Origin of the sequence: Mycobacterium asiaticum (assembly GCF_001673315.1) — a bacterium.
Lineage (GTDB): Bacteria > Actinomycetota > Actinomycetes > Mycobacteriales > Mycobacteriaceae > Mycobacterium > Mycobacterium asiaticum_B.
Window position 1 is genome coordinate 1 of the sequence record NZ_LZLQ01000115.1, and the last position, 19,787, is coordinate 19,787.

Annotated in this window: 21 protein-coding genes and 1 pseudogene; 10 read left to right on the forward strand and 12 right to left on the reverse strand. The window is 67.1% G+C overall.

The genetic code is table 11. The features are described from left to right. Nucleotides 1-43: 43 nt before the first annotated feature. Nucleotides 44-319, reverse strand: coding sequence for a WGxxGxxG family protein (locus A5636_RS17680; RefSeq protein ID WP_065159943.1), 276 nt, complete (start codon nucleotides 317-319; stop codon nucleotides 44-46). A 275-nt stretch (nucleotides 320-594) separates the two neighbouring features. Between A5636_RS17680 and A5636_RS17685 the strand changes: the two genes are divergently transcribed. Further along, nucleotides 595-2,130 carry an FAD-dependent oxidoreductase gene (locus tag A5636_RS17685; RefSeq protein WP_065159944.1) on the forward strand — a complete coding sequence of 512 codons (1,536 nt, stop codon included), beginning with the start codon at nucleotides 595-597 and terminating at the stop codon, nucleotides 2,128-2,130. Here the strand turns inward: A5636_RS17685 and A5636_RS17690 are convergent. Genes A5636_RS17690 through A5636_RS17705 form a run of 4 tightly spaced genes read right to left on the reverse strand, consistent with a single transcriptional unit; the run spans nucleotide 2,123 to nucleotide 6,066 of the window. Further along, on the reverse strand, nucleotides 2,123-2,947 hold the full coding sequence (locus A5636_RS17690) for a glycosyltransferase family 2 protein (protein ID WP_065159945.1): 825 nt from the start codon (nucleotides 2,945-2,947) through the stop codon (nucleotides 2,123-2,125). The genes A5636_RS17685 and A5636_RS17690 overlap by 8 nt on opposite strands. Further along, entirely contained in the window at nucleotides 2,944-3,831 is an 888-nt protein-coding gene (locus A5636_RS17695; RefSeq protein WP_065159959.1) for a glycosyltransferase, read from the reverse strand. Before A5636_RS17695 ends, A5636_RS17690 begins: the two co-directional genes overlap by 4 nt. After that, on the reverse strand, nucleotides 3,785-5,023 hold the full coding sequence (locus A5636_RS17700) for a glycosyltransferase family 4 protein (RefSeq protein WP_065159946.1): 1,239 nt from the start codon (nucleotides 5,021-5,023) through the stop codon (nucleotides 3,785-3,787). The genes A5636_RS17695 and A5636_RS17700 overlap by 47 nt, the downstream gene beginning before the upstream one ends. Then, nucleotides 5,020-6,066, reverse strand: coding sequence for a hypothetical protein (locus tag A5636_RS17705; protein ID WP_081287859.1), 1,047 nt, complete (start codon nucleotides 6,064-6,066; stop codon nucleotides 5,020-5,022). Before A5636_RS17705 ends, A5636_RS17700 begins: the two co-directional genes overlap by 4 nt. Before the next feature lie 225 nt (nucleotides 6,067-6,291). On the opposite strand from A5636_RS17705, the gene A5636_RS17710 reads away from it, so the two are divergent. Further along, nucleotides 6,292-7,131, forward strand: a complete 840-nt coding sequence (locus tag A5636_RS17710; RefSeq protein ID WP_065159947.1) for an SDR family oxidoreductase — start codon at nucleotides 6,292-6,294, stop codon at nucleotides 7,129-7,131. 1 nt (nucleotide 7,132) lies between these two features. Here the strand turns inward: A5636_RS17710 and A5636_RS17715 are convergent, their stop codons facing one another. The 3 genes from A5636_RS17715 to A5636_RS17725 are packed head-to-tail and all read right to left on the reverse strand — an operon-like array spanning nucleotide 7,133 to nucleotide 9,624. Beyond that, complete coding sequence (locus tag A5636_RS17715) at nucleotides 7,133-8,050, reverse strand: ketopantoate reductase family protein (RefSeq protein ID WP_065159948.1); 918 nt, start codon at nucleotides 8,048-8,050, stop codon at nucleotides 7,133-7,135. 14 nt (nucleotides 8,051-8,064) lie between these two features. Further along, nucleotides 8,065-9,225, reverse strand: a complete 1,161-nt coding sequence (locus tag A5636_RS17720) for an enolase C-terminal domain-like protein (protein WP_065159949.1) — start codon at nucleotides 9,223-9,225, stop codon at nucleotides 8,065-8,067. Between the two features lie 3 nt (nucleotides 9,226-9,228). Then, nucleotides 9,229-9,624 carry a nitroreductase family deazaflavin-dependent oxidoreductase gene (locus tag A5636_RS17725; protein ID WP_065159950.1) on the reverse strand — a complete coding sequence of 132 codons (396 nt, stop codon included), beginning with the start codon at nucleotides 9,622-9,624 and terminating at the stop codon, nucleotides 9,229-9,231. Between the two features lie 98 nt (nucleotides 9,625-9,722). On the opposite strand from A5636_RS17725, the gene hemL reads away from it, so the two are divergent. The 7 genes from hemL (at nucleotide 9,723) to A5636_RS17760 (ending at nucleotide 17,119) form a co-directional block, all read left to right on the forward strand. Next, on the forward strand, nucleotides 9,723-11,042 hold the full coding sequence (gene hemL, locus A5636_RS17730; RefSeq protein WP_065159951.1) for a glutamate-1-semialdehyde 2,1-aminomutase: 1,320 nt from the start codon (nucleotides 9,723-9,725) through the stop codon (nucleotides 11,040-11,042). Continuing rightward, the gene (locus A5636_RS17735) at nucleotides 11,042-11,650 is read left to right on the forward strand and encodes a histidine phosphatase family protein (RefSeq protein WP_065159952.1); all 609 of its coding nucleotides are present in this window, start codon (nucleotides 11,042-11,044) and stop codon (nucleotides 11,648-11,650) included. The genes hemL and A5636_RS17735 overlap by 1 nt, the downstream gene beginning before the upstream one ends. 80 nt (nucleotides 11,651-11,730) lie before the next feature. After that, entirely contained in the window at nucleotides 11,731-12,366 is a 636-nt protein-coding gene (locus tag A5636_RS17740; protein WP_172827265.1) for a TlpA disulfide reductase family protein, read from the forward strand. After that, complete coding sequence (locus tag A5636_RS17745) at nucleotides 12,363-13,142, forward strand: cytochrome c biogenesis CcdA family protein (RefSeq protein ID WP_065159954.1); 780 nt, start codon at nucleotides 12,363-12,365, stop codon at nucleotides 13,140-13,142. The genes A5636_RS17740 and A5636_RS17745 overlap by 4 nt, the downstream gene beginning before the upstream one ends. Next, the gene (gene resB / locus A5636_RS17750; RefSeq protein ID WP_065159955.1) at nucleotides 13,142-14,776 is read left to right on the forward strand and encodes a cytochrome c biogenesis protein ResB; all 1,635 of its coding nucleotides are present in this window, start codon (nucleotides 13,142-13,144) and stop codon (nucleotides 14,774-14,776) included. The genes A5636_RS17745 and resB overlap by 1 nt, the downstream gene beginning before the upstream one ends. After that, a complete protein-coding gene (gene ccsB, locus A5636_RS17755) occupies nucleotides 14,773-15,741 on the forward strand; it encodes a c-type cytochrome biogenesis protein CcsB (protein ID WP_065159956.1) in 969 nt (322 codons plus the stop codon). Before resB ends, ccsB begins: the two co-directional genes overlap by 4 nt. Before the next feature lie 46 nt (nucleotides 15,742-15,787). Next, entirely contained in the window at nucleotides 15,788-17,119 is a 1,332-nt protein-coding gene (locus A5636_RS17760; protein ID WP_065159957.1) for an AAA family ATPase, read from the forward strand. Here the strand turns inward: A5636_RS17760 and A5636_RS26235 are convergent. After that, nucleotides 17,116-17,271 carry a hypothetical protein gene (locus A5636_RS26235; protein WP_155763871.1) on the reverse strand — a complete coding sequence of 52 codons (156 nt, stop codon included), beginning with the start codon at nucleotides 17,269-17,271 and terminating at the stop codon, nucleotides 17,116-17,118. The genes A5636_RS17760 and A5636_RS26235 overlap by 4 nt on opposite strands. A 56-nt stretch (nucleotides 17,272-17,327) precedes the next feature. Here A5636_RS26235 and A5636_RS17765 point away from each other — a divergent pair, with 56 nt between their 5' ends. Continuing rightward, nucleotides 17,328-17,687, forward strand: coding sequence for a DUF4229 domain-containing protein (locus A5636_RS17765; protein ID WP_081287857.1), 360 nt, complete (start codon nucleotides 17,328-17,330; stop codon nucleotides 17,685-17,687). Between the two features lie 3 nt (nucleotides 17,688-17,690). Here the strand turns inward: A5636_RS17765 and fabH are convergent, their stop codons facing one another. From fabH to A5636_RS25690, 3 genes and pseudogenes are all read right to left on the reverse strand, one after another. Beyond that, nucleotides 17,691-18,707: a beta-ketoacyl-ACP synthase III gene (fabH, locus tag A5636_RS17770; RefSeq protein WP_065159958.1), complete on the reverse strand. Its 1,017-nt coding sequence runs from the start codon at nucleotides 18,705-18,707 to the stop codon at nucleotides 17,691-17,693. Between the two features lie 99 nt (nucleotides 18,708-18,806). Next, complete coding sequence (locus A5636_RS17775) at nucleotides 18,807-19,505, reverse strand: DUF4190 domain-containing protein (RefSeq protein WP_081287858.1); 699 nt, start codon at nucleotides 19,503-19,505, stop codon at nucleotides 18,807-18,809. Between the two features lie 102 nt (nucleotides 19,506-19,607). Further along, nucleotides 19,608-19,787: pseudogene (locus A5636_RS25690) on the reverse strand (1,4-dihydroxy-2-naphthoate polyprenyltransferase); the annotation flags it as partial.

Genomic DNA, 19,787 nt, shown 5'->3' on the forward strand with positions numbered 1-19,787 from the left:
GCGGCTTCCGCTGACGGAGGCGTGTCCGTGTGCACCGATCGGGTCAGGCGGTCGGCCTGCGACCGGCCGCCGGGTCGACGACCACGTTGTCGTCCCTGCGACGCTTCAGTCCGGCCAGACCGGCCAGACCGGCAAGACCGAGGAGGCCCCAGAGGCCGGTCTTGTCGCTTTCCTTGTTGTTGTTGGCGTTGTCAGGCTCGGCCACGGTGGTGGTCGTCGAGGACGGCACCGGCGCGTGGTCGACTGTGGCATTCGCGATGCCGGCTCCGCCGAATGTAACGGCAGCGGCAGCGCAGAGGGTGGCAATTGCGGTACGCATATTGAGTACTCCTTTCGATCGCGAACGATCGGAAGCGGATTCGAACCAGTTTGATCTAGTTCGTCGGATGACGACGTGGAGCAAAGGACTCCGGTGTCGCGGTCCGGTTGATACCCCGGCAATTGCACATGAAACCTTGTGAAAACCAAGACTTCACATAATGGATGAATAATTCGCGTAGCGAGCGACCAGCGACGAAATGTCGCGTCACCGAACGAAGCGGCGCGGGTCCGCCGGCCTGTTTCGATTCGATCGGCTGGGGTACCAAGAACGCCATGGTGTCACTGTGGCTTGATAACCGCGGCCCCATTCCGTGGGCTGACCGGACTTCTTCGGATCTTGGTGGGTCGGCCGACGTCGTGGTCGTGGGAGCGGGCATAACCGGGCTGATCACCGCGGTACTACTGGCGCGGGCAGGTAAGGACGTGTTGGTCCTGGAGGCTCGCACCGTGGCCGCAGGAGCCAGCGGTAACACCACCGCGAAGCTCAGCCTGCTGCAGAGCACGCATCTGAGCAAGATCATTACCCGGCACGGCAAAAGCACCGCACAGGCTTACGTACAGGGCAATCGCGAGGGCATGGACTGGGTGCTGCGCCACTGCGATGAGCACGGCATCGACGTGCAGCGCGAAGCCGCCTATACCTACGCGCAATCGGCCCGCGGTGTGCCGTCCGCCCGTGCGGAATGGTTGGCCTGCAGCGCCGTCGGGCTTCCGGTCACCTGGGAGGACCGCGCCGATGTGCCGTTCTCGTTCCACGGCGGGGTGCGATTGCCCGATCAGGCGCAGTTCGACCCGGTGCCGTTCCTGGACAGCCTGGTGGTCGAACTGCTCGACCGGGGTGGCCGACTCGCAGAGCACACCCGGGTCCGCAAAGTGACGGCCGAAGGCGACGGTCTGCGGCTCTATGTCAACCGCGGTGACGGAGAACAGACCGCCGAGGGCACCGAGGCGGACGCGGAGGTGTCCGCCAAGCAATTGGTGCTGGCCACCGGCATTCCGATCCTGGACCGTGGCGGCTTCTTCGCCAGACTGAAGCCCAGCCGGTCCTATTGCATGGCCTACAAAGTGCCCGGCACCATCACCCGGCCGATGATGATCTCCACCGATTCACCGACCCGGTCGGTGCGTTACGCGCCCACCGCCGACGGTGAGTTGTTGATCGTGGGCGGTGCCGGACACACGGTGGGCCGCAAGAAGAGTCCCACGATCGCGCTCGACGAGCTGGACCAGTGGACGCGCAAACACTACCCCGGGGCGGAGCAGACGCACTTTTGGTCCGCGCAGGACTACACACCCATCGACCAGTTGCCGTACGTGGGGCCGATCCTGCCGAACAACGAAAAGATCTTCGTGGCAACCGGTTTCAACAAGTGGGGCATGACGAACGGGCCGGCTGCCGCGCTGGCGTTGTCCAGTCGCATGCTGGGCGGTCGAATGGACTGGGCCCAGGCGTTCGCCAGTTGGAGCCCGCACGAACTGTCCGGCCTCACCACCGGCCTGTCGGCCAACCTCGAGGTGGGGTTCAACCTGGCCAAGGGCTGGGTCACCCCGGCCACCCGGATCGGACGCCGGGACCCGAAACAAGACGAGGGCGGCGTGGTCAGCGGGCCACCATGGAACCTGCAGGCCCGCTGCGTCGTCGACGGGGTGGAGCACATCGTCTCGCCGGTGTGCACCCACCTGGGTGGCATCGTGAATTGGAACGACGCGGACAAAGCATGGGAGTGCCCGCTGCACGCTTCCAGATTCGCACCCGACGGCACCCTCCTCGAGGGGCCGGCCACCACGGATCTGACCCGAACTAAGTGACCTGGGTCCGTCCGGTGGAGTACGGGTGCCCATCGGCGCCCCGGTAGATCAGGCCGTCGGCTTCGAAGGCGGACAGCCAGCCCTCCATGGGCCACCAGCCCCATCGCTGATGAAAGATTTCGGCGTTGCGCATGATGTCGTCGAGGTGGTCGACGGGGGGATCGGCCACCGGATGGTACTGGTGGAAGGCGTCCGCACCGCCCACCCATCGCATCGAAACATGCTGAGCCGCAGCGCATTGCGCAAAGTCGGTGTCCTCACCGCCGTAACCACGGTAGTCCTCGCAGAAGCCGCCGATGCGATGCCAGGTCTCGGCGAGAACGGCGAAGGACAGCGACCAGAACAACGCGTAGTCGGTAGTCGGGACCACGGTTCCGGGCTTTGGGGCGGGTCGCGCCGGGTGCGGATTGACCTGGTGCGGTAGGTCTGCCAGGACGTAGCCATCCGGCTCGGGGGGCGGCAGGTAGGTGACCGGTCCGCAGAGCAGCGCATCGCCGTGTTCGATCGCCGCGTTACGGTACCGCGCGATGAGGTCGGTGCCGGGAATGCAGTCGACGTCCAGAAACACCAATAGTTCAGCCAAGTTTCGCAATGCCGAGGCGGCCCCTGCATTTCGTCCCGCCGCCAGCGGCAGGGGCGGAACTGCGGGGTAATCGAGCACCGTGGCCTCGTCGCCGACGATGCCGACGATTGTCGGGTCACCGAGGGCTACCACGATATGCATATCGGGCTGAGCAGAGCCGGCGGCCAGACCTTCGAGCTGCCGGCGCAGATGCCCGGCTCGGCCGTGCACGGTAGTGATGACGGCTGTCTTCACTGCGCAATCACCCTGCACTGCAGCGCCGTTGACTCGATCGCGGTCGCCGCGCGCTGTGCGGCACCGTCCACCTGCCAGCGGCGCCAGCGCTGTGGATCCCGGGCGCGGGCATGCGTCAGCAGAGCCGGCCAGGCCCGCTCATCCGGCCAGTCCTGAGCCACCACGGCGAGCTGATGCCGCCGCAGCATCAGGGCGGTGGATTTCTGCTCGTCGAAGGGGCGTGGCTGCGGGATGACGATCGCGGGACGTTGTGCCGCAGCGACATCGGCGACACAACTCTGGCCCGCATGCGTGACGACGACGTCGGCGTCGTGGATCTCCGACCACGGGTCGTCCTTCCAGGAGCCGCTGGCGCCGCCCAACGTGGTCCAGGTCCATCCGCACGCCGCGGAGGAGCAGTCGCCGGGGCCGAAGTCACCACCTGTGCCACCCAAGATCAATACCCGCCCGGAATCAGCGGATTTCGAGGCGGCACGGCGGCCCTCGAATCGGCTGATACCCCCGACATAGCTGGTCTTGTGCTCGTATTGACGCAGCCACGCCGGGACGCATAACGCCTTGGGCCACGCCGCCAGGATGTGGTCGGCGATCCGGTGCACCGTCGAATGCGGTGCGTCGGTGCGTTTTCCGGGCAGAGCCACCACGATCACCGGCACGCCGAGCAGCCGCACGAACATCGCCACTTCCACCGACACGTCAACCACCATCGCTTCGGGTCGTGCATTGGCCACCCAGTCCGCGATCGCAATCATCCTGGCACCGAAGCCCGGATCGTGGTGCGGCGCCCAATGCAGCGCGCCATGTGCGGTGGGTTCGCACGCCTGCGTCCCCTGATCGTCACGTGGCAACTGGACGATTGCCGAAAACGGGTGCGAGGCTGGGATATTCAACGAAGTCAACGCCGTCACCGGGCGTCGCATCTGGGCGCAGACACTGGTGGCCCGCGCCAAATGACCGAAGCCGTGGTGATGGATGTAGTAGCCGATCATTTGTCCTGCCCGTCACGTCGTCGATCATCTCCCGGTACAACTCCGAGTACGCGTTCACCATGGCCGTACTCGAGCAGTGGCGGATGGCATGCTCGCGGACCCGATTTCGCGACAGCCGAATCGTCGATTCGATCGCCGCAACCATGGCAGTGGTGTCACCCGGAGCCACCAGTCGGCCGGAGTCGTCGTTGATGAGTTCTGGGATACCGCCGCGCGCAAAGGCCACCACGGGTGTCCCGCACGACATCGCTTCCGCGACGACGAGGCCGTACGGTTCGTCCCACGCCGGAGTGACGAGCGCCGTACCGGACTCGCCCACCAGGCTGGCCAGCTGCTGATGGTCCAGATGCCCGACATACCTGATGCCGCCGTGCAGCTCTGGCGCTACCCGGTCGGCGAAATAGCGTTCATCGGAGATGGGACCGGCCAGCAGCAGGGGCCGATCGGCTTGTCGGGCCGCGGCTATGGCCAGGTGCGGCGCTTTCTCCGGCGTTATCCGGCCGAACCAGACCAGGCACGGCCCGCCAGGACCGAGCGGCCAGAGCGCGGTGTCCACACCGTTGGGAACCACTGATATGTCCGCAATCACCGTCTGCCATGCGCGCGCGGTATGCCGGGATACCGCGCTGAAGCGGGTGCTATTGCCGGCGGACGCGTCGATAGCGGATTCCAGCCATGGGGTCGGTGGGGTGTGCACGGTGGTCAGCATCGGAACCGACAACGCCGGAGCCATGGCCACCGGGAGGTAATGCAGGCTGTGATTGTGGATCACGTCGTATTGCGCGCCGCCCGGTCCGGCGAGCCACAGCATCAGCGACAGGTAGGCGTGGTGGTCCGCCATGAATTCCGGTGCCGGCATGGACACATCGCGCCTGGCCGGTTCAGACAGCGCGAGGGGCCGGACCGAGAGGCTCTGGCAACCCGGTGCCAGGTCCGATCCCGGGGCCGCGAACAATGACACCTGGTGCCCGCGGGACGCCAGGGCGCGAGAGAGGTGGCTGACGTGGGCTTCCAACCCGCCGGCGAACGGCTCCCGGATCGGGAACCGATTCGAGGCGATTACGGCCACCCGCAACGGATTCGTCATACCAGCACGCTCTGATAGATCTCGCGATGGGCCGCAGCCAACTCGTGCCGCTCGGCGAGGCGGTTCGGCCACTGCGCGCGATGGCCGGAAAGTCCCGCTGCCCAACGCTCATAGGCTGCCTGAATCGCCCGGTCCAACGACGCCGCGTCGAATCGGTCGTCACAGAAGTCGAACACGTGACACGGCCGTTGCTGGCCGTAGAATCCGCAGCTTGGTGCCACCACCGCGGTGCCCAGATCGAAACAGGCCTCCAGCCAGCCCGAGTGGGTGCCGAACCGGTAGGGCAACACCGACACCGTCAGCGAGGCCAGATAGTCCCAAAGCTCGTCGTCGGAGAAGTACGGGTGCACCCGGAGATCGACGTGCCGGTAGCGGCCGAATTCCAGCAGAGCCGCGCCGGTATCGGGAGCGAACCAGTGGTTGGACGGGTCGAAGATCTCGTCGTGGAGGTTGACTTGCAGGATCGCGCCTGGCAACGACGAGGTCGTCTCCACCAGGGCGGCTACCACCGGCAACGGATCCATGTTGGCGCGCAGGCTCTTTGCGTGTACGCCCACCACGAATCGGGCGCCGTTGTCGCGGGGACGCTCGATTCGGTCTCTGCCCAACACGTGAGGGTGGGGTAGCACGCGTGCGTGCCGCTGCCATCTGCACCAGATCTCTTGCGCCGCACCTGGTGTCAGCGTAATGAGCTCATCGGCGGCGGCAATCAGGACATTCTGCTGTTCGGTATGGGCCGTCGGCTCCCCGTGGTGCGGGTTCCGCAGATCGTGCACCGTGTACACCAGCGGCTTGCCATGCATCTTGAGTTCCTGGACCACCTCGGTCAACAGCTCGGGCCCCATCGCGTCGAAACCGAAATGGACGTGGAACAGGTCGAATTGTTCGTGGTGATCGCTCACCCAGCCCGGCTCCAGCATCATCGGTGGCCACCACCCGCCGGGCACCTTGCGGCCGTCGGCCGGTACTGGATCATTCAGCCGCACAACATAATCGGCCACTGGATCGGCAAGGTGTCGGACGTAGACGTGCGAACCCGGCACGGAAGCGACCCGGAGCAACGACATTTCCCTCCAGGCGTGGGTAAGGGCGCTGGCCGGGCCCGAAGGGTCACGAACCCAGCGATGGATTCGTTCCTGTTGCTGAAGAACGTCGGAAGGCGTACCCGGGTGCCGCGCTGTCAAACGTGTTTACCCAAGGACGAACTGGTTATCCAGCTAGGCCATCGGCCGGTTTCGAACCGGCAGATCCTTCGAAAGGAACTTGGCATGGGATTTTCCGAGCAGCAGCAAGAAGTGCCGGGCGTGCAGAGCCGAATGGATCCGGTTCCCGATTGCGGCGAAGACAGCTACCGAGGCTCCGGAAAACTGACTGGGAAGAGCGCAATCATCACCGGGGGCGACAGCGGCATCGGCCGTGCGGTGGCCATCGCGTTTGCCCGGGAGGGCGCCGACGTGCTGATCGCCTACTTGAACGAGGACGACGATGCCCGGGACGTGGCGCGCTACGTCGAGGAGGCCGGACGTAAGTGCGTGCTGGTGCCGGGCGACCTCTCCGACCCGGAACATTGCCGTGCGGTGGTAGATCGAGCCGTGGCGGAATTCGGCCGTATCGACGTGCTGGTCAACAACGCCGCGTACCAGATGATGCACGAAAGCCTCGACGAGATCAGCGACGAGGAGTGGGAGCACACCTTCAAACTCAATGTCGGTGCGTACTTCTACCTCACCAAGGCGGCGCTGCCGCACATGGGCCGTGGCGCCTCGATCATCGGCAGTTCGTCGGTCAACTCCGACTCGCCCAATCCCACCCTGGCGCCGTACGCGGCAACCAAGGCCGCGATCGCGAACCTGTCAGCCAGTTTTGCGCAGCTATTGGGCCCCAAAGGGATTCGGGTGAACAGCGTGGCACCGGGTCCGGTGTGGACACCGCTGATTCCGGCGACCATGCCGGCGGAGAAGGTGAAGTCGTTCGGCGACAACGTGCCGTTGGGCCGCGCGGGCCAACCCGCGGAGCTAGCCCCTGTCTATGTGCTGCTCGCCTCGGACGAGGCCAGCTACGTATCCGGTGCGCGGGTGGCCGTCACCGGCGGCAGGCCCGTTCTCTAGCTCAGCCCCACTGCCGCTCGATCGTCTTGACCAACGCCGTCACGGTCGCGTTCACCGGCGCCTCGACGGCGACACGTGCGCCCTGGCGCGGGATCGCGCCGTTGATGACATCGATTTCGCTGACCCGGCGCGCCTCGTGGTCCAGCAGCGCCGACGGTTTGGCGTGCGGCATGCCCGCGCCGAAATCCCGGACATGCGCGACGGGATCGCTGACCGCGACCGCAATGCCCAACGCTCGCGCAACGGTCCAGGCCTCGGTGGCCGCGGCGCGACTGACCGGACCCATCTCCGGATCGTCCATCACCTGTCCGACCGTCAGGTGCGTCAATGCGCACGGCCCGCTATAGGCGACATTGCAGATCAGCTTCTCCCACTGCATCGCGGCGATGTCAGTGACCGCGGCAGCATCGAAACCGGCGTGAGTCCACACGGCTGCGATCGACTCGACCGTGGTGTGCGGCAGCGACGAGTAGGCGCCGAAACGCATCGCGCGCATCGCGTTGTGGTGGACATGGCCGGGCGCCACCCGGGCGGCGCCGAATCCGCTGGCGATACCAACGGCGACCCGGTGTTCCCCGACGATGCCCGAAACGGTGTCCGCCGACCCGAGCCCGTTCTGGATCGTCAGCACGGGCGTGTCGTTGCCGAGCATCGGAAGTGCCTGGTGCGCACCGGTTGTCACGTCGGCTGCCTTGACGGCGAGTACAACGAGATCCATCGGTTCGGCCGGCGCGGCGGTGGCGGCCCGCAATGGGACCGTGTGGTCGTAACCAGGTCCAGTGACCCGCAACCCATTTCGGGTGATGTGATCGACGCTCTCCTGGAAGCGGTCGACGACCAGCACGTCGTTGCCGGCCGCCGCCAGCCTGGCGGCATAGATGGAACCCATTGCACCGCAGCCGATTACCGCTATCTTCATCCTGTGCTCCTGAATCAGTCTGTCAGCTCGGCGATTACCCGTGTCAGGCCGGACTTCTGCTCCAGCCCGAAACCCGGTGCGTCCGTGGGCGCGATCCGGCCGTCGACCAGGACACATCCCTCGCCGTAACCGCCGAACGGCTGGAATACACCCGGATACGATTCACACCCGCCCAATCCCAGGCCGACGGCGATGTGCAGGTTGATCAGGTGGCCGCCATGCGGGAAAGCGGACCGCCGATCGAACCCGTGCGCCTCCAAGGCTTCGAGCATGCGTGCGTATTCGGTCAGGCCGTAGCTCAGGCCGGCGTCCATCTGAAAAATGTCGCGGCCCGGACGCATGCCCCCGTAGCGGATCAAATTGGTCACGTCTGGTACCGAGAACAGGTTTTCGCCGGTGGCGACCGCGCCGTCGTAGCCGGCTGTCACCGCACTGTTCAGTTCGAAATCCAGCGGGTCGCCGGGTTCTTCGAACCAGCGCAGCCCGTAGGGTGCCAGCGCCGTCGCCCACTGCAGCGCGGCCGCCCGGTCGAACCTGCCGTTCGCGTCGACGGCGACTCGCCCGCCGTCCCCGACCATGTCGATGACCGCCTCGATGCGCGCCAGGTCCTCGGGCACGGTCGCGCCGCCGATCTTGATCTTGACGGCGTCATAACCGAGGTCCCGGTAACCGCGCATCTCCTCTCGCAACCCGTCGACGCCGCGAGCGGGGTAGTAGTAGCCCCCGGCCGCGTACACCGGAACCGCGTCCGCGGGATCGCGCCGGAAGCGGCGCGCAATCGTCGCGCAGGCGGGTTCGTCGTCGAGTTTGGCGAGCAGATCCCAGCACGCCAACTCCAGGGCGGCGGCCGCGGCGGCCCGGTCGCCGTGTCCACCCGGCTTCTCGTCGGCCAGGGCGCAGGCCAGCACGGCCGCCGGGTCGAGACGGTCCCCTTCGCCCAGCAACGTCTCGGGCCGCGCCGCGAGAATCCGCGGGATCATGCGATCCCGCAGGATCCCGCTCTGGGCGAACCGGCCGATCGAGTCGAAAGCCACTCCCACCACCGGTTTGCCCGCTTGGACCACGTCGGTGACCAGCGCGACCAGCGACACGGTGTGGCTGGCGAAGTTCACTACCGCATTGGCGGGGGCCCCCTCGAGGCCTACCGGCCGCTCGAGGATCGCGGTGATCCGCATCGGCTAAGGAGTGCGGTCGAGCAGCAGCACTTCCTCGAAGGGCAGCCTGGCGAACACCGGCCGCCAGGCGCCGTCCACCTGTTGCGCGGCGTCGTCCCTGCTGATCACTCGCGGGTTGGCGACCCGGAACGTCTTGGCGTTGCGTCGCACCTCGGCGCCGCCGGCCGCCCTGATGTTCTTCAGCCAGTCCCGATCGGGGCCGTAAGCCAGCGGGATTGCCAGCCCAGGTTTGCCGTCGGCGCTGGTGTAGAACGCATTCACCGGCGTGCGGTACGGCTTGCCGGACCGCCTCCCGACGTGCTCGACGATCGCGAACGGCGGCAGCCACCCGGCCCACCTGCGTTGAATGGGATTAGTCACGTACCGGTTGATCCGGGCCAGACGTTGGGGAAATCGCATGCCCGTTATCCAACTCGCCGCCCCCCGGCGAGGACAACCCGAGTGATCTCTTACACCCTGTAGTGGATCCGGTCCCAACGGCTGGGACACTGGTCGTCATGGGAACTGACCAGGTGAAGGCGCAGACGCGCGCGTCCGCGCAGCTGTTTGCCGATGCCTGCGCCGTCATTCCCGGTGGGGTGAACTCGCCGGTCCGGGCGTTTACCGCGGTGGGCGGCACCCCGCGGTTCATCACCGAGGCGCAGGGCTGCCGGCTCACCGACGCCGACGGCAACACCTATGTCGACCTGGTCTGCTCCTGGGGTCCGATGATCCTGGGACACGCCCACCCCGCCGTCGTCGACGCCGTCACCAAGGCCGCGGCCCACGGCTTGTCCTTCGGTGCCCCGACAGCCGCCGAGACCGACCTGGCCGCCGAGATCGTCGGACGTGTCGCGCCTGTGGAGCGGATCCGGTTGGTGAATTCCGGCACCGAGGCGACCATGAGCGCGATTCGCCTGGCGCGTGGTTTCACCGGCCGGCCCAAGATCATCAAGTTCGCCGGCTGTTACCACGGTCATGCCGACGCGTTGCTCGCCGATGCGGGATCGGGCGTGGCCACCCTGGGCCTGCCGTCCTCGCCGGGTGTTACCGGCGCCGCTGCGGCCGACACGATCGTGTTGCCCTACAACGACGTCGAGGCGGTGCGGGAGATCTTTGCGCGACACGGCGAGCAGATCGCCGCGGTGATCACCGAAGCCAGCCCGGGCAACATGGGCGTGGTTCCCCCGGCGCCCGGCTACAACGCGGCGCTGCGGGCAATCACTGCCGAACACGCTGCGCTGCTGATCGTCGACGAGGTGATGACGGGCTTTCGGGTCAGCCGAAGTGGCTGGTACGGCATCGATCCCGTCGACGCGGACCTGTTCACCTTCGGCAAGGTGATGAGCGGTGGGCTGCCGGCCGCGGCGTTCGGCGGCCGGGCCGCGGTGATGGAGCGGCTGGCACCGCTCGGGCCGGTGTATCAGGCGGGCACCCTGTCGGGTAATCCGGTGGCAATCGCGGCCGGGCTGGCGACGCTGCGGACCGCCGACGACGCGGTGTACGCGGCGCTGGATGCCAACGCCGATCGGCTGGCCGCGCTGTTCGCCGAGGCCTTGACGAATGCTGGTGTGCCGCATCAAGTTCGGCGCGCGGGCAACATGCTCAGTGTGTTCTTCGGTTCGACGCCGGTGACAGATTTCGCGTCGGCACGAGCCAGCGAGACCTGGCGGTATCCGGCGTTCTTCCACGCCCTGCTCGACGCGGGTGTGTACCCGCCATGCAGCGCCTTCGAGGCATGGTTCGTCTCGGCGGCGCTGGATGACGACGCCTTTGACCGGATCGCCAATGCTTTACCAGCCGCGGCCCGCGCCGCGGCGCAGGAGGAAAGACCCTGATGGCAGAGACAACCCGGGTGCACGTGGTGCGCCACGGTGAAGTGCACAACCCTACTGGCGTCCTTTACGGCCGGCTGCCCGGTTTTCGGCTGTCCGAGACCGGTGCCGCGCAGGCCGCGGCGGTGGCCGACTTCCTGGCCGACCGTGACATCGTCGCGGTGATTGCTTCCCCGCTGCAGCGGGCGCAGGAGACCGCCGCGCCGATCGCCGCCCGGCACAACTTGCCGGTGGACACCGACCCGGATCTGATCGAGTCGGCGAATTTCTTCGAAGGCCGCCGGGTGGGTCCGGGCGACGGGGCCTGGCGTGATCCGCGGGTGTGGTGGCAGCTGCGCAACCCGTTCACACCGTCCTGGGGAGAGCCCTACACCGAAATTGCGGCCCGAATGGCGACCGCCGCGGACAAGGCGCGGGTCCGTGCGGCCGGGCACGAAGCGGTCTGCGTGAGCCACCAGCTTCCGGTGTGGACGCTGCGCATGCATTTGACCGCCAACAAGCTGTGGCACGACCCGCGGAAGCGGCAGTGCGGATTGGCCTCGGTGACGTCGCTGGTCTATGACGGTGACCGCCTGGTCGGCGTGGAGTACTCCGAACCGGCGGCGCGGTGACCCCGCCGGCGACGATGCAGAGCGAAGCGATGAGGAGGAGCGGCGCAACAACCCCGCCGGCGACGATGCAGAGCGAAGCGATGAGGAGGAGCGGCATTGCAACCCCGCGCCGGCTGATCGCCGCCTCGGTAGTGCTGGCGGTTCTGCTCAGCGGCTGTTCCGGGCGCGACGCCGTCGCCCAGGGGGGCACCTTCGAGTTCGTCTCTCCAGGCGGTAAGACCGACATTTTCTACGACCCGCCCGAAAGCCGTGGCCGGCCGGGGCCTCTATCAGGGCCGAGCCTGGTGGACCCGAACCGCACCATCTCGCTGGGTGACCCGGGACTTTCTGGCCAGGTCGTCGTCGTCAACGTGTGGGGCCAGTGGTGCGGCCCGTGCCGCGCCGAGATCACCCAGCTGCAGCGGGTCTATGAGGCAACCCGGAATCTCGGGGTGTCTTTCCTCGGGATCGACGTCCGCGACAACAGCCGGGAGGCTGCGCAGGATTTCGTCACTGACCGGCATGTGACGTTTCCCTCGATCTATGACCCGCCGATGCGCACGCTGATCGCCTTCGGTGGCAAATACCCGACTACCGTCATTCCGTCGACCCTGGTGCTCGACCGGCAGCACCGGGTGGCCGCTGTGTTCCTGCGGGAGCTGCTCGCCGACGACCTGCAACCGGTGGTGCAGCGGATCGCCGCAGAGGCTCCGGTACCGACCCCGGGACCGCAATGAGCGGCTTCGCCCAGATCGCCGCCGCCGGGCCGCTGATCGTGGCCCTCGGCGCATGCCTGCTGGCCGGGCTGGTGTCGTTCGCGTCTCCGTGCGTGGTGCCGCTGGTGCCGGGTTACCTGTCGTATCTGGCTGCCGTCGTGGGGGTGGACGAGCCCGACGGTCACGGCACGCTGAAGGCCCCGCCCGCCGCGCGCTGGCGGGTGGCTGGGTCCGCGCTCCTTTTCGTGGCAGGGTTCACCACGGTTTTCGTCCTCGGGACCGTCGTCGTGCTGGGCATGACGACCGTGCTGATCACCAATCAACTACTGCTGCAACGCATTGGCGGCGTGCTGACCATCGTCATGGGATTGGTGTTCATCGGGCTGATCCCGGCCCTGCAGCGCCAGGCCCGGTTCACCCCCCGGCAGCTGACGACTGTGGCTGGGGCGCCGCTGCTGGGCGCGCTGTTCGCGCTGGGTTGGACGCCGTGCCTGGGGCCAACCTTGACTGGGGTGATCACTGTGGCCTCGGCCACCGACGGTGCCAACGTGGCGCGGGGGATCGCTCTGGTGATCGCCTACTGCCTGGGGTTGGGAATCCCGTTTGTCTTGCTGGCCTTCGGTTCGGCCCACGCGGTGGCCGGTCTGGGCTGGTTGCGCCGGCACACGCGGGCGATCCAGATTTTCGGCGGCGCCCTGTTGATCGCCGTCGGTGCAGCTCTGGTCACCGGCATGTGGAATGACTTCGTGTCCTGGCTGCGCGACGCCTTCGTCTCCGACGTCAGGTTGCCGATCTGATGGCCCTGAAGGTGCTCACGCAGAAGGCGCGCAACACGTGGCGGTCGCTGACCTCCATGGGCACGGCGCTGGTGTTGCTCTTTCTGCTCGCACTCGGCGCCATTCCGGGCGCGCTGTTGCCGCAACGCAGCCTCAATGCCGGCAAGGTCGACGAATACCTACGAGCCCACCCGATGATCGGCCCGTGGCTCGACGAGTTGCAGGCCTTCGACGTGTTCTCCAGCTTTTGGTTCACCGCGATCTACGTCCTGCTGTTCGTGTCGCTGGTCGGCTGCCTCACCCCGCGCATCGTCGAGCACGCACGCAGCCTGCGCGCCGCACCGGTCGCCGCGCCGCGCAACCTGGCCCGACTGCCCAAACACGCCAACGCCGAAGCCGAAGGTGACCCCGAAAGCCTCGCCGCCACCATCACCGGTCGCCTGCGTGGCTGGCGGACCGTGACCAGACGCCACGGTGACACCGTCGAGGTATCCGCGGAAAAGGGTTACCTGCGTGAATTCGGCAACCTCGTTTTCCACTTCTCGCTGCTGGGGCTGTTGGTCGCCGTCGCCGCCGGGAAGCTGTTCGGCTACGAGGGCAATGTGATCGTGATCGCCGACGGCGGGCCGGGATTCTGTTCGGCAACCCCGGCCGCGTTCGATTCGTTCCGTGCCGGCAACACCGTCGACGGCACCTCGCTGCACCCGATCTGCCTGCGCGTCAACGATTTTCAAGCGCACTATCTGCCGTCCGGGCAGGCCACTTCGTTCTCCGCCGATATCGCCTATCAGGCGGGGAACGATCTGACGTCGAACACCTGGCGGCCGTACCGGCTCGAGGTCAACCATCCGTTGCGCGTCGGCGGAGACCGGGTGTACCTGCAAGGGCATGGTTACGCCCCCACGTTCACGGTGACGTTCCCCAACGGGCAGACCCGCACCTCGACCGTGCAGTGGCGACCCGACAACCCACAGACCCTGCTGTCGTCGGGTGTGGCCCGGATCGACCCGCCGGCCGGCAGCTATCCCACCGCCGAGCAGCGGCGTCAGCACGAAATCGCGATCCAGGGTCTCCTGGCGCCCACCGAGCAGCTGGAGGGCGCCCTGCTGTCGTCGCGCTTTCCGGCGCTCAACAACCCCGCCGTCGCCATCGACATCTACCGCGGTGACACCGGACTGGACACCGGCCGGCCGCAGTCGTTGTTCAATCTGGATCCCCGCCTGATCGAACAGGGCAGGCTCACCAGGGAGAAGCGGGTCAACCTACGCGTCGGGCAACAGGTTCGGATCGACCAGGGTCCGGCTGCCGGCACCACAGTGCGTTTCGACGGGGCAATACCTTTCGTCAACCTGCAGGTGTCGCACGACCCGGGGCAGACCTGGGTGCTCGTCTTCGCGATCACCATGATGGCCGGGCTGCTGGTGTCGCTACTGGTGCGCCGGCGCCGGGTATGGGTTCGGCTCACACCAGTCGGCGACACTGCCGGGATCGGTCCCGGTACCGTCAATCTCGAGCTGGGCGGCCTGGCACGTACCGACAACTCCGGATGGGGTGATGAGTTCGAGCGGCTGACCGAGCGGTTGCAGGCAGGGTTGGGCGAGTCCGGCGCGCCGGCCGCCGGTATCCCCGCCGAAGCCGGAAGGGACCTCAGATGAATACCCAGCACGTGAACGTCGAGCTGGCCCGCTACTCTGACTGGGCCTTCACCTCGGCGGTGGTGGCGCTCGTGGTGGCGCTGCTGCTGCTGGCGTGCGAGCTGGCCTACGTGCGCACCCGCAACCTCGAACCGGTCGCCGCCGGCGCCGTGACCACCGACAGCGCTACCCCCGGGATCGTCGCGGACGCCCCGCAGCGGCCGTTGGACGAACGGGTGGGCCGCGCCGGGCTGGCGGTGCTGTACCTCGGCATCGCGCTGCTGCTGGCCTGCATCGTGCTGCGTGGCCTGGCCACCACGCGGGTGCCGTGGGGCAACATGTACGAGTTCATCAACCTGACCTGCATGTCGGGGTTGATCGCCGGTGCCGTGGTGCTGCGCCGCCCGCAATACCGGCCGCTGTGGGTATTCCTGCTGCTGCCGATCCTGATCCTGCTCACCGTCTCGGGACGCTGGCTCTACGCAAACGCAGCACCGGTGATGCCGGCCTTACAGTCCTACTGGCTGCCCATCCACGTCTCGGTGGTCAGTCTCGGCTCGGGCGTCTTTCTGGTCGCCGGCATCGCGAGCATCCTGTTCTTGCTGCGCACCTCGCGGCTGGGGGAGCCGGGTGCCGACGAGAAATTTGCGCGTCTGGTGCAGCGCTTTCCGGATGCCCCGACGCTGGACCGCATCGCCTACCGAACCACCATCTTCGCCTTCCCGGTGTTCGGCTTCGGCGTCATCTTCGGCGCGATCTGGGCCGAGGAAGCTTGGGGTCGCTATTGGGGCTGGGACCCCAAGGAAACCGTCTCGTTCATCGCCTGGGTGGTCTACGCCGCGTACCTGCATGCCAGGTCAACTGCTGGTTGGCGGGATCGCAAGGCGGCCTGGATCAACGTGGTCGGGTTCGTCGCCATGGTCTTCAATCTGTTCTTCGTTAACCTGGTGACCGTTGGCCTGCACTCATATGCGGGCGTGGGCTGACCCCGAAAGCGACCACCGAACAAGCGGGAACCAAGGGGGAGCACGAGTGTCAGAACATCCAACGCCGGGCGTGGGGGCGCCGCGGGTCCACCCGGGCACCGGGGCTGGCGAAGTCCGCCCGGATCAGCCGACCGGCGAGACGCCGTTAGTGGCCGAACCGCCCGTGGACGCTACCGCCGAAGCGCCGACGCGCGCGTTCACCGGTTTTCGCACCGAGCGCCGGTCGGCCACACCAGCCGACCCCACAGCTGGGACCGTCGCCATGGCACCGCAACCCGAGGTCCCTCAGTGGGAGTCCGGGCCGACCACGGGCCCGGTGTCCGGCATGTCACGGGTCGACCCGACGGCCTACGGCGCGTACTACCCCGGCCCGCCGGAGAGTTCTGGCAGCCAGGAGCGGCCGCAATTCCGTCCGGAGCCGCTCCCGCAGACGCCGTACCCGGAGCTGTCCACGACCGTGCTGCTCAAGCCGGTCAAACCGCCGCCTTCGGAAGGCTGGCGTCGCCTGCTCTACGTGTTGTCCGGACAGCTGATCAATCTGGGGGAGGGCCCTCGGGCGCTCAAGCACAACAACCTGGTTGCTCAGATCAATCGGCCCCTGCGCGGTTGCTACCGCATCGCCGTGCTGTCGTTGAAGGGCGGGGTCGGCAAGACGACGATCACCGCGACGCTCGGATCCACCTTCGCGTCCGTGCGGGGCGACCGGGTGGTCGCCGTCGATGCCAACCCCGATCGCGGCACGCTGAGCCAGAAACTTCCCCTCGAGACGCCGGCCACGGTGCGGCACCTGTTGCGTGACGCCGAAAGCATCGATCGCTACAGCGACGTGCGCAGCTACACCTCGCAGAACCCGGCCGGGCTGGAAGTGCTGGCCTCCGCCAGCGATCCGGCGGTGTCGGAGGCGTTCAGCGCCGCCGATTACTCCCGCACCCTGAACATCCTGGAGCGGTTCTACGGCCTGGTCCTGACCGACTGCGGGGCAGGCCTGTTGCACTCGGCGATGTCAGCGATCCTGGCCGAGTCAGACGTGCTGATCGTGGTCGCGTCGGGCTCGATCGACGGCGCCCGCAGTGCCTCGGCGACGCTGGACTGGCTGGACGCGCATGGTCATGAAGATCTGGTGCGTAATTCGATCACCGTCATCAACGCCGTGCGGCCGCGGGCGGGCAAGGTCGACATGGACAAGGTTATTGAGCACTTCGCGCGTCGGTGCCGCGCGGTGCGGGTGGTGCCGTTCGATCCGCATCTGGAAGAGGGCGCCGAAATCGACCTGGACCGGCTGAAGCGGGATACCCGAGAGGCGCTGCTCGAGCTGGCGGCCGTGGTCGCTGACGGGTTCCCCGGCGACCCGCGCCGGTCCAACCCGCAATTCGTCTAGCGCGGTTTGTTGTCGCCTAACCGTCGCAGGAACTCCGGATCGTCGTCGGGTCCGATGACGCGCGTCCTCGGCGGGCTGGTCTGTGACCGCGCCGCACGCCAGCCGAGATAGATCAGCGTCCCCAGAGCAAGGACGACGAGCAGGTAAAGCACTCGACACCTCCTTTGAGCGAATATACCCGCGGCGGGGCTGTCGCTAGGCTCAGGTTGTGTCAGAAGCGCCTAGCGACAAGACCATTAAGGGCCCGTCCGGAGGCCGGGGCGTCGCCTACGTATTGCTGTATGTGGCGGCCCGGCTGCTGTTGGTGGTGGTGGTCACGGGTGTGATCTACGGGGCGGGCCGGCTGCTGGGGGTGGCGGATTTCCCGCTGACGGTGGCCGCGTTGGGTGGCCTGATCATCTCCATGCCGCTGGGTATGTGGGCGTTCGGCCCCTTGCGTCGGCGTGCCACGGCCACGCTTGCCGACGCGGGAGAACGCCGGCGTGCCGAACGGGACCGGTTACGGGCCCGGTTGCGGGGCGAGGCGCCGGCCGACGAGAACAACGCCGAGAGCAACGCCGAGGGCTAAGCCTCAGCAGTCGCCGTGCAGCGGCATCCGTACCACCTGCGCCGCATAGGTGAGGCCGGCGCCGTAGCCGATCAGCAGCGCCAGATCGCCGGGTTGTGCGGCCCCGCTTTCCATCAGTTCCGCGATCGCCAACGGGATGGACGCGGCTGAGGTGTTCCCGGCGTGTTCGATGTCGTTGGCGACGACCGTGTCGGGTCGCAGCTGCAGATTCTTGACCAGCAGCTCGTTGATGCGGCTGTTGGCCTGATGCGGGACGAACACGTCGATCTGGTCTGGTCCGACGCCCGCTGCTTCCAGCGCCCGGCGGCCGACGTCGCCCATTTTGAACGCCGCCCAGCGGAACACCGCCGGACCCTCCAGACGCACGAACGGCCGGGGACCAGAGGGATTCTGCGCGAAAGTGATCCAGTCGATGTCCTGACGGATCGCGCCGGATTGTTCGCCGTCGCTGCCGGCGATGGTCGGTCCGATGCCTTGACTCGGGGTCTCGCCAACCACCACCGCGGCCGCCCCGTCGGCGAAGATGAAACAGTTGCCGCGGTCGTGCATGTCGATCGTGGGAGACAGTTTTTCCGTGCCGACCACCAGCATTTTCTCGGCGCCGCCGGACCGGATCATGTCAGCCGCGGTCGACAGCGCGTACCCGAATCCCGCGCAACCCGCAGACAGATCGAACCCGAGCACATCCTCGGCGCCCAACGCGGCCGCGACCATCGGTGCGGCCGGGGGAGTCTGCAGGAAGTGGGTGTTGGTGGTGACGATCACGCCGTTGATGTCGGCTGCCGTCAGCGAAGCGTTCTTCAATGCCCGCCGACAGGCTTCGGCGGCCATCGACGCCGCGGATTCGTCGTCTGCAGCAAAACGACGGGTCTTGATGCCGGTGCGGGAGTAAATCCATTCATCGGAAGAGTCGATGTTCTGGCAGATCTCCTCGTTGGTCACGACACGCTCAGGACGGTAGGCGCCGACACTGAGCAGCCCGACTTTCTTCGGGCCATTGATAGTGGCGATCTCCGTCATGCGATGTCCTTCCCGCCCGTCGCAGCAGTCCCGTCCGCCGCCGGGGGCGTGAATGACTCTATGCGTGTTTGGTCAGCGCGCGCACCGGGGTCGGCTCAGCTAGCGCAGTTTGGACAGGCACAGGACGATCGGCGGCTTGTAAGCCGTTGTCCGCACCCATTGACCGCTGGGGCAACTGGACGTTGACGTGGTGCGTTTGGTGACTTTGTCGGTTGCGCTGCTGGACCCGCAGGAGGCCGACGAGACGGTCACCTGGCTGGTTCCGTCCTTGTTCCGCGCGCCGGTGACCCGGCGGATGCAATCGCCGACACGAGCGTCCTTGATCGCGCGTGCCGAGGCATCCGGCACCCCGACGGGGGTCTCGGAGGTGGTGGGGGTGCTTCGGTACCGCGAGCCCTTGCTGCTGTGCAGCGCCGAACTCATCGACGTCATGAAGATCAGGACGGCGATCAATCCGATGATGCCGAAGGCGGTTCCGAGGTAGCCCAGCACCAGCCCGGCTATCGCGAAGCCGCGACCGTCCTCGCCTGTCCGCTTGATCTGGGACAGGGAGATGTGCCCGAAGACGATGCCCAACGGCGCCAGGACCAGCGATGTGACCAGCGCGGCAATCGCCATGGAGTTCGTCGAGCGGTTGACCGGGTACGGGGGATGGGCGTGCTGCGCGGGCCCGGCCGGCGGGGGTCCGGCCGGCGGGGCGTACTGCGGGGGGTCGGTCGGCGGCGGCGAACCCGGGGGGCTGGACGGCGGCTGGCTGGCAATCCGCTGGGTCGCAGAATCGTCAAGCCGCTCATTCATCAGAACTGTCCCTCCGGGGCTAAACAGCAGTTGCTCTGCCGCACAACGTATTTGAGCAAGTAAAACACACAGGCGAATTCGCGCCGGGACCCCCGGCGCCGGTCAGCGCGCCAGCGCCAGTGCGGTCGCCACCACGACAGACCACACCACCATGGCCAACCCGGTGTCGCGCAACACCGGAATCAGATCCGGTCCTCGCCGCCCGGACCGCACCGGCCGATCGGCGCGCAGAGCCAGCGGCACGGCCACCAGTCCGACCGCGGACCACGGCGTGGCCATCGT

What these genes read in the sequence shown, in the direction of transcription:
- A5636_RS17680 (WP_065159943.1), bottom strand. Translation starts at nt 319, where the DNA reads ATGCGTACCGCAATTGCCACCCTCTGCGCTGCCGCTGCCGTTACATTC.
- A5636_RS17685 (WP_065159944.1), top strand. Translation starts at nt 595, where the DNA reads ATGGTGTCACTGTGGCTTGATAACCGCGGCCCCATTCCGTGGGCTGAC.
- A5636_RS17700 (WP_065159946.1), bottom strand. Translation starts at nt 5,023, where the DNA reads ATGACGAATCCGTTGCGGGTGGCCGTAATCGCCTCGAATCGGTTCCCG.
- A5636_RS17710 (WP_065159947.1), top strand. Translation starts at nt 6,292, where the DNA reads ATGGGATTTTCCGAGCAGCAGCAAGAAGTGCCGGGCGTGCAGAGCCGA.
- A5636_RS17715 (WP_065159948.1), bottom strand. Translation starts at nt 8,050, where the DNA reads ATGAAGATAGCGGTAATCGGCTGCGGTGCAATGGGTTCCATCTATGCC.
- A5636_RS17720 (WP_065159949.1), bottom strand. Translation starts at nt 9,225, where the DNA reads ATGCGGATCACCGCGATCCTCGAGCGGCCGGTAGGCCTCGAGGGGGCC.
- A5636_RS17725 (WP_065159950.1), bottom strand. Translation starts at nt 9,624, where the DNA reads ATGCGATTTCCCCAACGTCTGGCCCGGATCAACCGGTACGTGACTAAT.
- hemL (WP_065159951.1), top strand. Translation starts at nt 9,723, where the DNA reads ATGGGAACTGACCAGGTGAAGGCGCAGACGCGCGCGTCCGCGCAGCTG.
- A5636_RS17735 (WP_065159952.1), top strand. Translation starts at nt 11,042, where the DNA reads ATGGCAGAGACAACCCGGGTGCACGTGGTGCGCCACGGTGAAGTGCAC.
- A5636_RS17740 (WP_172827265.1), top strand. Translation starts at nt 11,731, where the DNA reads ATGAGGAGGAGCGGCATTGCAACCCCGCGCCGGCTGATCGCCGCCTCG.
- A5636_RS17745 (WP_065159954.1), top strand. Translation starts at nt 12,363, where the DNA reads ATGAGCGGCTTCGCCCAGATCGCCGCCGCCGGGCCGCTGATCGTGGCC.
- resB (WP_065159955.1), top strand. Translation starts at nt 13,142, where the DNA reads ATGGCCCTGAAGGTGCTCACGCAGAAGGCGCGCAACACGTGGCGGTCG.
- ccsB (WP_065159956.1), top strand. Translation starts at nt 14,773, where the DNA reads ATGAATACCCAGCACGTGAACGTCGAGCTGGCCCGCTACTCTGACTGG.
- fabH (WP_065159958.1), bottom strand. Translation starts at nt 18,707, where the DNA reads ATGACGGAGATCGCCACTATCAATGGCCCGAAGAAAGTCGGGCTGCTC.
- A5636_RS17775 (WP_081287858.1), bottom strand. Translation starts at nt 19,505, where the DNA reads ATGAATGAGCGGCTTGACGATTCTGCGACCCAGCGGATTGCCAGCCAG.